Here is a 14,952-nt window from a genome sequence, read left to right on the forward strand (position 1 = left end):
AAGGAGACGTTATGATTCGTAAAGCAGAAGAGACCGATTATGAAGAGGTTGTCCGTTTATCACAATACTCATCGAAGAACGATCAGACAGAAATAAGCCGCTTCCCGAAGGAAATGATATTGGGTGACTTTGACAGTGAGAGGCTTATTGCTAAAGTCCACATTCTGGATCTTGATATCTATTTTTCAGGGAAAAAAGTAAAGATGGGAGGGCTGTCATCTATTTCTTTTTTGCCGGAAGAGCGGCGCAAGCAAAAAATGGACAGGCTTCTTTTTGAAGCTTTACTCAGGATGAAGAATCAAGGCTGTTCCATTTCGTATCTGAATCCCTTCTCCATCCCTTTTTACAGAAAATTAGGATGGGAATTGATTTCAAATGAAAAAAAATGGACGATGAACAAGAAAGGTCACCACCTTCGTACATTTGGCGGAAGCAGCAATGTTAAAGAGCTTAGCCGGGATCTCGCTTTGCCGTTCCTGCAAACGGTTTATGACCGTTTCAGCAAAGAAAATAACGGTATGATCGGCAGATCGGAAGAATGGTGGAAAAAAGGAATATTAAAAGAAAATCATTTTATTTACCTTCATTTCCTTAAGGATGGCAGCGCTGATGGGTATATGATTTATAGGCTTGAAAATCATAATCTGTATGTAGATGAGTGTATCGCCCTTAACGATGCTGCCAAAAAATCACTTTGGACTTGTATCTGTCAGAAGGAATTTAGTTATGAGCAGCTGATTTGGCGTACATTCGAGCGGGATCATTTTTCTTTTTTCCTGAAAAATCCTTTCATTCTATCAGAGGTTAAGCCCACGATAATGGGGAGAATTGTGGATGTCGAATCTTTTTTAAAGCAATACATATTTGAGCCTCATGAGAAACCGCTTTTTTTGCACATCCATGATTCCTTTGCAGCCTGGAACAGCGGAACGTATCTTATAAAAAAAGACGAGACCACTCATTTTCGGAAGTCTTCTGCTGGAAGCGTCTGTACACACCCTCCCAAACGCGGCCTTCAGCTGGATGTAGCCACATTAACAGCCGTTCTTTTCGGATACATGAAACCTGCCTCTCTCTATGATGCAGGTCTTATTAAAGGACCAAATGAAGATCTGCATTTGCTTGTGCAAATGATTCCATCAAAAAAATCCATGTGCATGGATCGAATTTGAAAAGGGCTGTTCGATAAACATTCAGCCCTTTTTTACTGCCTATAATTTAAAATGAAAACGGATAATGCCTGCTTCTCTCGCGGAATTATACACAATCAAAATCATCGGGCCGATGAAAAAACCAAGGACACCAAACAGCTTTAATCCAAGGTACATTGAGATAAGAGTCGCAAGAGGGGATAACTCAATATGGCTTCCCATCACTTTAGGCTCAATTGTACGTCTGATAATCAAAAGAACAGCTGTCAGAATGCCAAGCTTTGCTGCAAGCACCAGATCGCCCGAGATGAGATGATAGAGGGTCCAGGGGCCCATAATAATGATCGATCCAATGATAGGTATGACATCAATAATCCAAATAATAATTGACATAACAAGCGCAATTTCAGGCGCTATCAGGAGAAGTCCAATAAAGGATGCCACAAAGATAATAATGCTGACTAAAAACTGAGCTTTTGCAAAACCAAAAATGACATAAGACATGCGAGTAACCATAAAATTTACTTTTTGAGCAGTATTTTCCTTCATATGTTTATACATTCGTATTTTAAGGTGCGGGAGCTCAATCATAAACAGGAATAATGCAATTAAGTAAACCAGCATGTTTACCATATAATTAGGAATGTTTGTAAAGATGCTTTTAACATTATCTATATTAACTGAGCTTGCAAGATCGGTTTTTGTTTTTTCAAGAAACTCTTCTATCTGATTGCTGATTTCATTTACAAACTTCGGCGGAAGATCCTTTGCAGAATTCGTAATCCGTTTTTCAATATTGTTCCACGCTATCGTAATTTCATTTATGTAGCTTGGTGCATTTTCAATTGTCCTAATGCCTTCGCCTACTACTTTAGTAGTAATAAAGTAACTGCTGATGGAAATGGTAAACAGAAAGATTAAAAATGCTGCCAATACGGCCATTTTCCGATTGAGCTTAACGTGGTTTTGGAATTGCCTTACGAGAGGTTCCAATAATAACGCTGTGATAAAAGCCATAATCAAGGGAATCGAAAGGGGCAGAAGAAAATAAACAATCAGCCCTATCACAATAATGGATGAAATGATGAGGAAATTTCGTTTTGAGAGTATTGTATACAATCCCTTGCTCCTTTCAATGGTTCTCTTTAAATTATAGTACGAAAGGACAGTGTGCAAAAAGGCTTTTTAATACAATTATGAAAATATAATTGTCAATATGAGGAGAATGATGGTTTATTAAATCAAATAAAAAAGCAAAAGCAGTGAATGCTTTTGCGTGTATGGCTTTAAACGATTCGTCCAATTTCTTCTTTCAGCTGCTTAAGCAATTTCTGGCTTGTACTTAAAACGGCATTTGGGAAGTTTTCGCCTTCGCCATATTCTACTCCGTGCGGATAATAGTGCTTGCCGAGAAGCGGTGTCATTATTTTAACTACTGCATGCTTTCCGCCAATGTCGCCTTCAACGGCATATCCCGGAATGCGAAGATAAAACGTCTCATCTTTGTTTTCGAATTTACGATCATATGTAACACGCTCATAATCCCACTGACCGGCACGAACAATGCCAAGCTCATCCATAATTTCATCCAGTCTTGCTAATTCAACTGTCAATCCATCCAGTCCTGTGTTTTCCAATTTCATTATGTATTCCCTCCTAAACCTTCTAACGGCATTTTCATTAGTAAAGCGCTTTAATGAACTCCCCTTCAATCATAGTACGAATGCATGGAACTTTCAATCTTTACCTGATAATTTACATCTTTATCTTATTTTGGGCCAAACTACATTAGCAGAATGAACATTTTTTATTTACTATCAGGGAGGTTTTTTTATGCAGAAGGTTCGAGATATTATGTCTAATGACATCCAGGCATGTACGCCGCTTGATAATGTATTCGAGGTAGCGGTCAAAATGAAAGAATGGAACGTAGGATCCATTCCAATCGTTGAAAACAATCAATTGCTCGGGATGATTACGGATCGTGACTTAGTCGTGAGAGGGATCGCAGAAAAACATCCTGGATCTTATCAAGTGACGAAGGTTATGAGTGATCATCTTTGCACCATCAGTCCGGATGCATCTGCAGATGAAGCAGCACAGCTTATGGCGGAGCATCAAATCAGAAGGCTTCCAGTTGTAGAAAATGGACATATAGTCGGAATGGTCTCACTTGGAGACTTATCCCTAAATCAGCTGACAGATCAGCAGGCTGGGGCAGCCCTGACGACAATTTCCGAAAAGAATGATCATCATCTTCATTAAGCGATGAAAGAACATGCCATTGATTGGGCATGTTCTTATTTATATGGAAGGAAAAACTGGTGAATCATGAGCTGGAAAAATTTTATTTCAAACATCTTAATTGAAAAAAGCTGCCATTTTTGATTAAATGACCTATAAAAGGATATACTATCTGCCAATCTTGTGAAATACTGTTTAGTAGTATAATGAATCTAATGGATCATATAATGGTAGAAATGAGTGACCTGGAGGGATTTAAGCTGAGCAGTATATTAAAAACCGTTTTTTTATTGCTGGTTATTTTTATTACTTATATTCTTTTTATTCAATATGGAAATAAGGAACCGATCAAACAAATAGATGAAAATGAACAAATTGCAAAAGAATCAAATGAAGAATTAAATATGCCGGATTCAGGAGTTCTTTCTTTTGTCGGAAAATCTTCCAGTGAGATCATTGAAACGCTTGGGGAACCTGCAAGGAAAGATCCTTCATCCTATGACTACGAATGGTGGATTTATAACCAGAACGATCAGCAGTACCTTCAGGTTGGGGTATTTGATAACAAAGTCGTCACGGTATATGCCATCGGGACAGAGGTAAATGTAAAGCCTTATAAATTAGGCCAGCCTGTCGGTGAAGTTTTTAAAACAAATTCGATCTCTTCAAGTATATCAATAGATTTTGACGGCAATTCTTACCGATTTGAAATGTCTGAAGAAGATATGAATACGAGACCAATCGTTAAAATGGGAGACATTTATGTTCAGCTTTATTTAGATAAGTTTGATGGCGAACTTTCAAGCGTCAGAGCTTTAGATGAAGAAACATTAGTAAAGCAGCGTCCTTATGAGGTTGTTTACCGGGGTGAACTCATTCAGCCCAAACAGCTTAACGCGGAAGAATGGAAGGCTGTTGAAAAAGGTGCGGAGAATCAAATCCTTGATCTGACAAATATCATTCGAAAACGGCACGAAATTCCTCCTGTAGAGTGGGATCAAATGACATCAGAAGTAGCTTTTTTGCACAGCAGCGATATGCTTTCAAATGAATACTTTTCACATGAGTCCCCGACGGAAGGGTCGCTTGCAGACCGTTTGAAAGAAGGGGATGTAGCTTATCAGATGGCGGGAGAAAATATTGCAGCCCAATACATTGACGGAATAGCGGCGGTTGAAGGCTGGCTCAACAGCAAAGGCCACCGCGACACACTTTTGAACCCAGATTTTACGAGACTTGGTGTCGGAGTGAATAAGCTTTACTATACACAAAATTTTATCAGGCCTTTTAATGACTGATATTCACTACAAAAAGACATCCATAGCGGGTGTCTTTTCTGCTGAGTGAAAAATGGTATTTATGCGGCGGCAGAAACTATAGCCGGAAGATTATCTATGCTTTTTTAAAAGCACGTCTCTCAGCATAGCCTATACAAAGATGACAAACTTGAATTTTTGCCTGTTTATCACCAAAATAGGTTTCGGTGTTTTTTGATTTTTTCTTACAGAGATAACATGTCTTTTTAAAAAAAGGGAACATTGCTTTCTCCTTACTTATCGTTTAGGACGATCGATAATAAAAAAGCTTGCTGTACAATGAGCCATTAATTTGCCGTCATCACGGAAGACTTTGCCCTCAGTAACAACTGTTTTGCTGCCCTTATGGATAAGAGAGGCTATACATTTTAGTTCGGTGCCGATTCCTGGTGCAACATAATTAATTTTCATTTCAGATGTAACAGCAGCAAGATGGTCCGGCAAAACATGATGTACAAGCGATCCCATTGCAGAGTCCAGCAGTGTAGCAGTAATTCCTCCATGTACAATATGCAGGGAGTTTTGAATAATTGCCGTATTGGGAATTGTTAATATGAATTGATTTTCGGTATATTCGCCTTGTGCATGCAGCAATGCACCTATGTATGATCCGTTTTCTTTGTCCGCTTTCTTTTTCAGTCCCTCAAGAAACAGCTTTAAAACCGGAACATCTTCTTCTTTTAATTCAGCCAATAAGCGCGTCAGTTCTTCCTTTTCCATCTCTCACCAAATCCTTTCTATCCTCCACTTCATCTTATCAGTACTCCCAAATATTGTGCAATCAGGATTTTTATAAAAGTTTGCTCAAAATGGGCGAACCGTTTTCATACGGTCAAATAAAATATAGTAGGCGAAGGTAAACAGAGGTGATCAGATAATGACAGAAAAAAAAGAACATCCTTCTATTGGAGAATTTAAGGAATTTGTAAAAAAACATCCTAAATTAATTACTGAGGTCAGAAAAGGCGAGAAAAAATGGCAGGAACTATTTGAAGATTGGTATTTGCTTGGAGAAAATGATGTTTCATGGAAGAAGTACAGAGAAGAGTCAGATGAGTCTGAAAGTACGGCAGAAAAGAAGTCCGATTTTATGTCCAGGATGATGACAGCTGTAAAAAGCATGGATGCCAATCAAATGAATCAGCATTTGTATAATATGAACAACACCATTTCATCTATTCAAAAATTATTTTCAACCTTCGGGCTTACAAAAGGCACATCATCTAGTAAGTCGAACACACCAAACCATCCCTTTTCTTTCAGGAAAGATTGAGCAGGAGCGACAGCATGAGAAAAGAAATTCAGGAAATGATTGCAGCAGACAATGAATTAAAAATTTTTTTGCGGGAACAGCCGCATTGGTACAGAAAGCTAGCCAGAAATCCTCAAGATACAGAATCGATGAAACTTGCCATGATGAATTATTATCAAAAAACCATCCCGCATAAAGTTGCTCAGTTTTCAAACTCAGTACAAATGGCTTCCATGATGCTTGGGATGTTTCAGTCGATGAGGCAGCAGGATTGATTGAAAGAAAGTCTTCACCATGACTTTCTTTTTTTATTTAAAAACATATTTGATATAAATCTGGTGAAACTACCTCCATAAGGAGGCGTTGTCATTAATGAAACACTTTATACTGCTGATTTTATTGCTCGTATCTTTAACAGCCTGCACGAATGAAAAGCCCCGTCCAGAAGGAGACGCTGTTCCCATGGAAATCAGCATAACACAACAGGATGCAGTTGAAGCAGGTGCTCAAACAGGGAGACAGCTTTTTGTCAATCATCATCTAAAAGGGCGCAATGTTTATATAGAGTGCTTTGTTCCCAATTTTACTTTTTCAGATGAGCGCGGGAAAAAAGTAAATGGTGAAGGATATATGAATCTGTATGTTGACGAAAAAAAAACGGATGAAATACATACAGCTGCATTTATCATTAAAGGTTTAGAAAAAGGAACACATACGATTTCCCTTGAACTTTTGCACAATGATTCTTCGAAATATCACTTAAAAAAAACGTGGAATGTCACTGTTCAGTGAGGCGCTGCATTTACCATTCCGGCAGAAACATGTTAAAATATAGCTGGAGGTGATGCCGTCTATGTTTGCTACTATAGAAAGCGTCAATTTAATCGACGAAGCTGAGCTTCTTGGATCGTTAGTTGTTGAGTCAGAAATTGCGGAAGACTATCGCCGCACTTTAAATACATTAAATAAAGATAAATCAGCACAAAAGGTGATATCCAAATTTGTTGAAATCAAGGATTTATACGAAGATGTCCAGCGTTTCGGCAAATATCATCCGGACTATAAAGAAATCACAAAGGCCATGAGGGAAGCAAAGCGCGAGCTTGATCTTCATGATGCAGTGATTGCCTTTAAAAAAGCAGAGAAAGAGCTTCAATCGCTGCTTGATGAAATAAGCGCCCAACTCGGCAGAGCCGTTTCGCAGCATATCAAAGTGCCTACAGGAAACCCGTTTTTTGATACCGGGTCAAGCTGTGGAGGGGGATGCGGCTCAGGCGGGGGATGCGGCTGCAAAGCATCTTAAAAAACGAGGCCAGTCCTCGTTTTTTAAGTTCCTTTTTTAAGACGGATACAGTCTTCGCACAAATTTCCGCAGCAGAACATTTTTTCCTGAGGCACATAAAAACGATGCCGAAATACATATAAATTCTTGTCTTCTCTGACAAAGATGCAATCAAACGTAAGCCGTTTTCCCTTCATTGCAAAACGGGACTCTTTCTCAATCTTGAGCGTAATATCCGCGATTGACCTCCCGGATTTCACCTGGACATACAGAAACGGAATACCTGCAGCTTTTTTTATCCAGCATGAACATGTTTCATCTGCATTCATCCTATCTAAAAATAATTGGACGGTATGGCTCAGATTCAAAGCATTCAGCTCCTTTTGCAGAGATGTTTTCAGGTGCTTATTGTAAAAAAATTAGAAAATTGGTACACTTCAAGTGGAGAATATAAAAAGGGAGATTATTTATGATGTTTGAAAAGCGTCAAGGCATTATCATCTGGATGCATTCTTTAAAGCAGATCAAAATGCTCCGTAAATTCGGAAACATCCATTACGTATCCAAGAAATTAAAGTATGTTGTCTTATATTGTGACATGGAACATGTTGAACATACAATAGAGAAGGTATCATCCTTTTCATTTGTAAAGCACGCTGAGCCGTCATATAAGCCCTTTCTGAAATTGGAATTCGAATCAAAAATTGATAAAGCAAAAGAATATGACTATAAACTTGGTCTATAGAAGAAAAAGCGCAATCCATCTTTGGATTGCGCTTTTGCATGTATTCAAATGGCGAAGAAGAGTTTTGAGAAGTTTAAAAGTGCAGCAGAAGAAAAGCTAAAAAGGGAGGATTCCGGCTATAAAATAGAAAATTAGTCCAGAAAGAAAATCAGCTAATAGATCAAAAGCTGATCTTAAAAAAATATTAATACGGTTAATAAATATATAAATTGGAAAATAAAAAGTGCATTTTGGCTAGAAAAGATAGTGAATTTCGTTTTTCATTTTGTCCAGCTCTGCTTCCCGGCTCCTCGGCCAGAACGGCACCGTCAGTAAAGGCAAAAAGCGCCTTTTCTGCCGGATCCTTATCTGTCTGTCTGCGTTAACCGGGCGATTCCGCATTTCGTTATTGCCAAGGCGGCAAATACCGGTTCATTCTGAGAATGCCAGTCAGGTACTGAAAATATAATTCTTTTTCGGCAAATTGACTGGAGGATTTGACATCCAGCTCTATTATCGATTTCTCAAGCTTTTTTGCGAGATTTTCAAATAGTTCACGGCGTTTGCTGCTTCCTGAGGAAATACCTTCAAGGCATAGGTAAATAGCCTGGAAATGTCCAGGGTCTGTAGGATTCATAGTGACTGCAAAAGATGACATTTTTCTTTCATTTATTGTTGTATTCAGTATTAAAAACCTTGAAACACGATGAGCATTCGCCTGTGTGGTTTCAATTAATTCATACAGATCCGAATAGCCTGCTCCAAGCTCAATAAAGCGCTGTATCAAACTGAATTCCTCCTGTTCTTTCTTTCTCATCATAATGTAACATGTTTGATTTCAGTTAGATAGATGATGCCCTGATTTTTATCCAGAAAAAAGTTTATAGAAATGTATAGTGTGAACGCTATTGGTGGATAATGTATAGTAACAACATCGAATCGAAGATGTTGTTGCCAACCGCGGAGAAGACTTACGTTTCCCCATAAGTTCTTCCTCCGGTTTCTCCTCTCCCTTTGCCTTCTGCCCAAAAAAAGTCCGCTTTTTTTGGATTAGAAGGACCCTGCAGGTTTCCTGCGGGGTTTTTTTATTTGCCGATTGGTCAAGACCAGCGGGCACAGCTTTTCCATATTGTCTCTGCCCACGCACTATGATACGATAAAACAGGCTAAATTCTAGCAGCAAAGACAAAATAACAGTGGTGAGAAAGATGAGAGTAGTATCAGGAAGCTGTAAAGGGCGGCCTTTGAAAGCAGTGCCGGGTATGTCCACACGCCCAACGACGGATAAAGTGAAAGAATCGATCTTTAATATTATCGGCCCCTATTTTGACGGCGGGCTTGCGGTCGATTTGTTTGGCGGAAGCGGCGGTCTTGGGATTGAAGCTTTAAGCAGAGGCATTGATAAATGCATTTTTGTGGACAGGGAAGCCAAAGCAGTTGCAACTATACATAAAAATTTAGAAGCCTGCCATTTTGAGGATCAGGCAGAGGTTTACCGCAATGATGCGGAGAGAGCGTTAAAAGCCATTGCGAAGAGAGAGCTTGCTTTTAAGCTTATCTTTTTGGATCCTCCGTACAAGCAACAAAAATTGAAAGCGCTTATCGAATTGATTGATTCATTTCGTTTAGTGGAAGATGGAGGCATAATTGTGGCCGAACATGATGCCGGCATAACATTGCCAGATGAGATTGGTACCTATAAGCTCACTCGTTATGAATCATACGGCATAAGTGCAGTGTCCATCTATCTATTTAAAGAACAAGGGATGGGGGAGTAAAATGGCAAGCATTGCTGTTTGTCCGGGAAGCTTTGATCCTGTGACGTACGGACATTTGGATATTATTAAACGCGGAGCAAAAGTATTTGATAAGGTGTATGTTTGTGTGCTGAATAATTCGTCGAAAAACCCATTGTTTAATGTGGATGAACGCTGTGAACTCTTAATGGAAGTGACAAAGGATATGCCGAATGTTGTGGTAGAATCGTTTAAGGGTCTATTGATTGAGTATGCAAACAGCAAGAATGCCAGCACAATTTTGAGAGGTCTGCGGGCGGTATCAGATTTTGAATATGAAATGCAGATCACTTCCATGAACAGGGTGCTCGATGCCAATGTAGAAACGTTATTCATGATGACGAACAACCAATATTCATTTTTAAGCTCAAGTATCGTTAAAGAAGTGGCTAAATACCGCGGCGATATTTCGGAGCTTGTTCCTAAAGCAGTTGAAAAAGCGTTGAAGCAGAAATTTAACCGATAAAAAAAGAGTGACCTCTTGATTAGATTGCGTCTAATGGGGTCACTTTTTTTGATAAGTGGAAAAATAAATAACTGGGAGATAAATCTTGAAAATGGGTTGATATACCATTTAGTGCTTCGTCCATCCATCGCTCATATGCTAATTCCTTGAAATAACCCTCCCTGCATATATGAAAACATAAATGAACAACGAGGCAATCGTGATTATCGGTCCAATTTCTGTGAGAAGACTCCAGATGGACGCAAGAAGAACGGGGGTATCCTCTGTGAGAAAAACGGGCAGAACAGAAATGTTTGAGGCTGCCAGTTCCAAATAAACAGGCTTCCAGAAAATCCATGCAAAGCATGCAGCATAGCCTCCCTGCAAAATTCTTGCGATGAAAAACGGCTGAAAGCGGATGTCCGTCTCTGCAAGAATACTTGCAACCTGAGCTTGTATCGACAAACCGCTGAAGCCGAGCAAAAAGCTTGTCACGATTGCTTTTTGGAGCAAGTCGGCATCAGCCGCACTTGCCAGCTGACTTCCAAGTGTCATCTCAAACATACCTGATACAAGCGGAATACTGAGTTCAGCAGACAATTGAAAAAACGCGAGCAGCAAGGAGAAGGCTAAAGCGATGAAATCTGTTATCGATATTAGGGATAATAGTTTATTTAAAACAGAAAATAAAATAATGAATCCTCCTACCATCAGCAGCGTTTGGATAGAGGAAAGAACAGCATCGCCAAGCATTTTTCCAAATGGCCTTGTGTCATCGATCCGCGTCTGATGCATTTGTCTGAACGCTTCTCTTATGGAAGGTCGCTTGTAGCCGGTCTTTGACGGATCAGCCTGTTCCCGTCCATGAAATCTCATGGTTAAACCCACAGCCAAGTTGCCGGAATAATGGGCGGCAGCCAGAAGCAGACCAAGAGCCTGATTGTTGAAAAATCCAATTGCGACGGCTCCGAAAATAAATAATGGATTAGAAGAATTCGTAAACGATACAAGTCTCTCAGCTTCAAGTGCCGTCAGCTGATTTTTTTTCCGCATCTCTGCCGTCAGCTTTGCGCCTGCAGGTGAACCTGATGCCCATCCCATTGCCCAGACAAAGCCTCCAATTCCAGGAACTTTAAAAAGAGGTCTCATGACCGGCTCTAAAAGCACACCAATGAACCTGACAATACCAAAACCGATCAGCAGATGGGAAAGAATGAAAAAGGGCAGCAAAGACGGGAATACGATACCCCACCAAAGCTCAAGCCCTGCTTTAGAAGCAGTAAAAGAAACTTTGGGGCTGATGATCATAGCAAATGCCAGGATGATCATTGAAAATCCCAGCATGAGTGTTTTTAGTTTAGCTGCGTTCAAAATATGTCCCCCTCATGCTTCTTTCTATACTTTTCAAAGCGGATAATGATAAAATATAGTCAATCTTCCCTGTAGGGTTGTACACTCTTTGATAGTTCAATATACGAGAATAGGGGACCATTTTAGACCATAGAATTGACTAACGAATGAATTGACATTAGAGGAGGATATCTCTTTGAAGAGAGAACCTAAAATTGGTCTTGCCTTAGGATCTGGCGGAGCACGCGGTTTTGCTCATCTGGGAGTATTGAAGGTACTTAGTGAAGAGGGGATACCGATAAGCATGATTGCCGGCAGCAGCATGGGAGCTTTAGTCGGCAGTTTTTATGCGACAGGGCTCGGATTTGATCATTTATATAAGCTTGCAACATTATTTAAACGCAAATATTATTTGGATTTTACGGTGCCTAAAATGGGCTTTATCGCAGGAAACCGGGTAAAGGATTTTATTAAAGTCTTTACAAGAGGCAAGCATATTGAAGACTTGGATATACCGCTGTCGATTGTTGCAACAGACTTATACGAAGGAAAAAAGGTGGTTTTTACGAAAGGACCGGTTGCAGATGCCGTGCGGGCAAGCATCGCCATTCCTGGTATTTTTGTTCCTGAAAAAATAGATGGAAAGCTCCTCATTGACGGCGGAGTCATTGACAGGATTCCCGTTTCGGTTGTAAAAGAGATGGGTGCAGATCTTGTCATTGCTGTTGATGTTTCTCATGTGAAAAAGACAGAAGAAATCACGTCTATTTTCGATGTGATTCTGCAGAGCCTTGATATTATGCAGGATGAGCTTGTTCATCACCGCAAAATTGCCTCGGATATTATGATACATCCTCATGTAGAGCAATATAGTTCAAGGGCATTTAAAAACATAAAAGAAATCATTGAGATTGGTGAAAACGAAGCAAGAAAGCATGTAAACGAAATAAAAGAGCTGATAAAGAGTTGGAAGGGGTCACAGCAAGATGAAGAATAACAAAACAGTCAGGGCCATTATAATAGGAGTGATCCTCGCTGCGGTCCTGAATTTTATTAAACTCCCTTATTATGTAACAAAGCCCGGCATGGCAACAGAGCTCGAGCCGATCATTGAAGTTGATGGCGGCTATGAGGAAGAAGGCAGCTTTTCGCTTACAACCGTTGGATTCGGAAGGGCGAATATTTTTTCCTACATCCTTGCAAATGTCCTTCCTTATCATGAACTTTTGCCACTTGAAGATGTCATTCAAGAAGGTGAATCAGATGATGATTATCTAAATAGACAAATGCATATGATGGAATCTTCTCAGGAATCTGCTGTGTCTTTAGCATATGAAAAGGCAGGCAAAAAAGTGGATTACAAGTTTCACGGAATCTACGTTATGCAGGTTGTTGAAGGGATGCCATCAGAGGGAAAGCTTAAAACAGGAGACCGCATTTTTAAAGTCGACGGGAAGGAATTTAAAACAGCGGAAGAGTTTATAGCGTACGTCAGCCAAAAGAAAAAAGGCGATAAGATAAATGTTACATATGACCGCAATGGCAAAGAAGGCAAAACCGAAATAACAGCAGCTGAATTTCCGGATAACAAAAAGAAAGTCGGGATCGGTATATCTCTTGTGACAGACAGAGAATTGATTACAGACCCTGATATTTCGCTTGATACAAACAATATAGGAGGTCCTTCTGCAGGCCTGATGATGACACTTGAAATTTATAATCAGCTGACGAAAGAAGATTATACAAAAGGCTATAATGTTGCAGGCACCGGTACGATTGATGAAAATGGAACAGTCGGGCCAATAGGCGGGATCTCGCAGAAAATTGTTGCTGCCGACAAATCAGGTGCAGAAATCTTCTTCGCCCCGAATCAGAACGGAATTGCTGCATCAAATTATAAAGAAGCAGCCGCAACTGCCAAAGATATCAAAACGGATATGAAAATTGTGCCGGTTGATACATTTGATGACGCGGTAGATTATCTTAAAACATTAAAAGAGAAATAAAAAAAGTGACTTCATCGCGAAGTCACTTTTTTGCCTATAAAAACAGTTTTTCTTTTTCGTCATATTGAACAGGTCTTGTTGAATATTCGCTGTGCATAAACTGAGACCGAAGCGGTTCAGGGAAAATCATGGCGTATACTGATGCTGCTTTTATGTCCAGATCAAGCAGCGGGTGGCTGAATGCGGACAAAGTTGAAACGATTGGTTTATCAACCGATTTTTTTATTCTGTTTAAATATGTCCGTCCCTGCGAAGACATGCCGAGAAGTCTCAAATAAGGGGCTGCTGCTTCCTCGAGCTTCATTTGCTCCTTGGTTGTTCTAGTTAAAATATGAAGACAAAGACGCTGAAGCCTTGTCCACGTGTACCGTTTTGTTTTCAGCTGTTCCATAAAATCCTTAAATGAAGCAGCCTGCTGAATGAGAGATTTAACCCGATTTTCAAGGCCTTCTTCCACTTCATAGATTTGTCTCAGTTCATCGTGCGTCATCGTGCAGATTGTATACTTCAGGAATCCGAAGTAATCCTCCCATTGATGAAAGGTGTCAAAATTATATTTATACTGCTTAAGATGATCCCAGGTGGTTTCAGGTACAAAGGATTGGATATCTTTGTTTTCTTCTGAGAAAATGGCCTTGCGTATGCTTGTCGCACTCGCGATGGGGGTTTCATTAAATTCTTCATCATGATAGCCGGCAGCTGTACGTTTAATCGTGAGGGGGGATATAGCAGCTCCCTGTTTTTGAATGGCTTTTACATAGTGATACCCGAGTATATTATTCGGCAAAGATAAATCAAGCGTATGCCCGCCTGTATTCAGTGATTGATACGCTTTTGTCTGAGCGCTTGGATAACTTATCCCTTGTTTCATATAATATTTAATGGCATCCTGATAGTCTGAATCAAGTTCTTCAAGTGTTTCAGCCGTCTCCAGAAAAGGGGAGATGTCTCCATTCTCACTGCCAAAGCAAACAGAATCGCATTTTAATGCTTCCAATATGGAGATGGCGCCATCTGCAAAGATTTCTGCTTTTTGGGTCGCAAATGCATATGGAAGTTCAATGACAAGATCAGCTCCTTGCTGAAGGGCCATTTTAGCACGGCTCCATTTTGAGATAAGCGCAGGCTCGCCCCGCTGCAGAAAATGACCGCTCATTACGGCGATGACGGCATCAGCCTCTGCATTTACCTTCGAAGCATGAAGGTGATAGAGATGGCCATTATGGAACGGATTGTATTCAACTACTAACCCAACTGCTTTCAAAAACATCCCTCCCTGGTTCTTTCTTTTCATTTTTTCTAATTAAATCATGAAACGTGAAGAGCATGAAGTCAAGTTTCTGAAAAAAAATAGGGATGAAAGATCTTAAAAAACAGCTTGAACAT

At 39.9% G+C, this 14,952-nt stretch carries 19 protein-coding genes; 12 read left to right on the top strand and 7 right to left on the bottom strand.

Going from position 1 to position 14,952, the window contains the following annotated elements; genetic code table 11:
• Positions 1-11: 11 nt before the first annotated feature.
• Complete coding sequence (locus tag LIT25_09890) at positions 12-1,172, top strand: GNAT family N-acetyltransferase (protein USK35566.1); 1,161 nt, start codon at positions 12-14, stop codon at positions 1,170-1,172.
• Between the two features lie 39 nt (positions 1,173-1,211).
• On the opposite strand, the gene ytvI is transcribed toward LIT25_09890, so the two are convergent.
• Together ytvI and LIT25_09900 are read right to left on the bottom strand one after the other, a co-directional pair.
• Entirely contained in the window at positions 1,212-2,270 is a 1,059-nt protein-coding gene (gene ytvI / locus LIT25_09895) for a sporulation integral membrane protein YtvI (protein USK35567.1), read from the bottom strand.
• A gap of 167 nt (positions 2,271-2,437) precedes the next feature.
• Complete coding sequence (locus tag LIT25_09900; GenBank protein USK35568.1) at positions 2,438-2,794, bottom strand: YugN-like family protein; 357 nt, start codon at positions 2,792-2,794, stop codon at positions 2,438-2,440.
• A gap of 190 nt (positions 2,795-2,984) precedes the next feature.
• On the opposite strand from LIT25_09900, the gene LIT25_09905 reads away from it, so the two are divergent.
• Positions 2,985-3,416 carry a CBS domain-containing protein gene (locus LIT25_09905; protein ID USK35569.1) on the top strand — a complete coding sequence of 144 codons (432 nt, stop codon included), beginning with the start codon at positions 2,985-2,987 and terminating at the stop codon, positions 3,414-3,416.
• Between the two features lie 239 nt (positions 3,417-3,655).
• A complete protein-coding gene (locus LIT25_09910; protein USK36227.1) occupies positions 3,656-4,693 on the top strand; it encodes a CAP domain-containing protein in 1,038 nt (345 codons plus the stop codon).
• A gap of 255 nt (positions 4,694-4,948) precedes the next feature.
• Here LIT25_09910 and LIT25_09915 read toward each other — a convergent pair whose 3' ends face one another.
• A complete protein-coding gene (locus LIT25_09915; GenBank protein USK35570.1) occupies positions 4,949-5,431 on the bottom strand; it encodes a PaaI family thioesterase in 483 nt (160 codons plus the stop codon).
• A 157-nt stretch (positions 5,432-5,588) separates the two neighbouring features.
• Here LIT25_09915 and LIT25_09920 point away from each other — a divergent pair, with 157 nt between their 5' ends.
• From LIT25_09920 to LIT25_09935, 4 genes are all read left to right on the top strand, one after another.
• A complete protein-coding gene (locus LIT25_09920; protein ID USK35571.1) occupies positions 5,589-5,984 on the top strand; it encodes a YlbD family protein in 396 nt (131 codons plus the stop codon).
• A gap of 14 nt (positions 5,985-5,998) precedes the next feature.
• Positions 5,999-6,238: a YlbE-like family protein gene (locus LIT25_09925; protein USK35572.1), complete on the top strand. Its 240-nt coding sequence runs from the start codon at positions 5,999-6,001 to the stop codon at positions 6,236-6,238.
• 97 nt (positions 6,239-6,335) lie between these two features.
• Positions 6,336-6,755, top strand: coding sequence for a hypothetical protein (locus LIT25_09930; GenBank protein ID USK35573.1), 420 nt, complete (start codon positions 6,336-6,338; stop codon positions 6,753-6,755).
• A gap of 61 nt (positions 6,756-6,816) precedes the next feature.
• Entirely contained in the window at positions 6,817-7,266 is a 450-nt protein-coding gene (locus tag LIT25_09935) for a YlbF family regulator (GenBank protein USK35574.1), read from the top strand.
• A gap of 23 nt (positions 7,267-7,289) precedes the next feature.
• Here the strand turns inward: LIT25_09935 and LIT25_09940 are convergent, their stop codons facing one another.
• Positions 7,290-7,613: a hypothetical protein gene (locus tag LIT25_09940; protein USK35575.1), complete on the bottom strand. Its 324-nt coding sequence runs from the start codon at positions 7,611-7,613 to the stop codon at positions 7,290-7,292.
• Between the two features lie 104 nt (positions 7,614-7,717).
• Here LIT25_09940 and LIT25_09945 point away from each other — a divergent pair, with 104 nt between their 5' ends.
• The gene (locus tag LIT25_09945; GenBank protein USK36228.1) at positions 7,718-7,990 is read left to right on the top strand and encodes a YlbG family protein; all 273 of its coding nucleotides are present in this window, start codon (positions 7,718-7,720) and stop codon (positions 7,988-7,990) included.
• A gap of 385 nt (positions 7,991-8,375) precedes the next feature.
• Here LIT25_09945 and LIT25_09950 read toward each other — a convergent pair whose 3' ends face one another.
• On the bottom strand, positions 8,376-8,756 hold the full coding sequence (locus tag LIT25_09950; protein ID USK35576.1) for a methylthioribose kinase: 381 nt from the start codon (positions 8,754-8,756) through the stop codon (positions 8,376-8,378).
• 421 nt (positions 8,757-9,177) lie between these two features.
• Here LIT25_09950 and rsmD point away from each other — a divergent pair, with 421 nt between their 5' ends.
• Both rsmD and coaD read left to right on the top strand, forming a co-directional pair.
• A complete protein-coding gene (rsmD, locus tag LIT25_09955; GenBank protein ID USK35577.1) occupies positions 9,178-9,747 on the top strand; it encodes a 16S rRNA (guanine(966)-N(2))-methyltransferase RsmD in 570 nt (189 codons plus the stop codon).
• A 1-nt stretch (position 9,748) separates the two neighbouring features.
• Entirely contained in the window at positions 9,749-10,231 is a 483-nt protein-coding gene (gene coaD, locus LIT25_09960) for a pantetheine-phosphate adenylyltransferase (GenBank protein ID USK35578.1), read from the top strand.
• Positions 10,232-10,369: 138 nt separating this feature from the next.
• On the opposite strand, the gene ylbJ is transcribed toward coaD, so the two are convergent.
• Complete coding sequence (gene ylbJ, locus LIT25_09965) at positions 10,370-11,581, bottom strand: sporulation integral membrane protein YlbJ (GenBank protein USK35579.1); 1,212 nt, start codon at positions 11,579-11,581, stop codon at positions 10,370-10,372.
• Positions 11,582-11,750: 169 nt separating this feature from the next.
• On the opposite strand from ylbJ, the gene LIT25_09970 reads away from it, so the two are divergent.
• A complete protein-coding gene (locus tag LIT25_09970; GenBank protein USK36229.1) occupies positions 11,751-12,557 on the top strand; it encodes a patatin-like phospholipase family protein in 807 nt (268 codons plus the stop codon).
• A complete protein-coding gene (locus LIT25_09975; GenBank protein USK35580.1) occupies positions 12,547-13,566 on the top strand; it encodes a PDZ domain-containing protein in 1,020 nt (339 codons plus the stop codon). Before LIT25_09970 ends, LIT25_09975 begins: the two co-directional genes overlap by 11 nt.
• 34 nt (positions 13,567-13,600) lie before the next feature.
• Here the strand turns inward: LIT25_09975 and LIT25_09980 are convergent, their stop codons facing one another.
• Entirely contained in the window at positions 13,601-14,830 is a 1,230-nt protein-coding gene (locus LIT25_09980; protein USK35581.1) for a nucleotidyltransferase, read from the bottom strand.
• Positions 14,831-14,952 lie beyond the last annotated feature (122 nt).

Source organism: Bacillus sp. F19, assembly GCA_023823795.1.
Classification (GTDB): domain Bacteria; phylum Bacillota; class Bacilli; order Bacillales; family Bacillaceae; genus Bacillus_P.

Bases quoted from the DNA above. Each gene is read 5' to 3' on its own strand.
- LIT25_09925 (USK35572.1), top strand. From the start codon at position 5,999: ATGAGAAAAGAAATTCAGGAAATGATTGCAGCAGACAATGAATTAAAA.
- coaD (USK35578.1), top strand. From the start codon at position 9,749: ATGGCAAGCATTGCTGTTTGTCCGGGAAGCTTTGATCCTGTGACGTAC.
- LIT25_09930 (USK35573.1), top strand. From the start codon at position 6,336: ATGAAACACTTTATACTGCTGATTTTATTGCTCGTATCTTTAACAGCC.
- LIT25_09945 (USK36228.1), top strand. From the start codon at position 7,718: ATGTTTGAAAAGCGTCAAGGCATTATCATCTGGATGCATTCTTTAAAG.
- LIT25_09905 (USK35569.1), top strand. From the start codon at position 2,985: ATGCAGAAGGTTCGAGATATTATGTCTAATGACATCCAGGCATGTACG.
- LIT25_09920 (USK35571.1), top strand. From the start codon at position 5,589: ATGACAGAAAAAAAAGAACATCCTTCTATTGGAGAATTTAAGGAATTT.
- LIT25_09915 (USK35570.1), bottom strand. From the start codon at position 5,431: ATGGAAAAGGAAGAACTGACGCGCTTATTGGCTGAATTAAAAGAAGAA.
- LIT25_09890 (USK35566.1), top strand. From the start codon at position 12: ATGATTCGTAAAGCAGAAGAGACCGATTATGAAGAGGTTGTCCGTTTA.
- LIT25_09900 (USK35568.1), bottom strand. From the start codon at position 2,794: ATGAAATTGGAAAACACAGGACTGGATGGATTGACAGTTGAATTAGCA.
- rsmD (USK35577.1), top strand. From the start codon at position 9,178: ATGAGAGTAGTATCAGGAAGCTGTAAAGGGCGGCCTTTGAAAGCAGTG.
- LIT25_09975 (USK35580.1), top strand. From the start codon at position 12,547: ATGAAGAATAACAAAACAGTCAGGGCCATTATAATAGGAGTGATCCTC.
- LIT25_09935 (USK35574.1), top strand. From the start codon at position 6,817: ATGTTTGCTACTATAGAAAGCGTCAATTTAATCGACGAAGCTGAGCTT.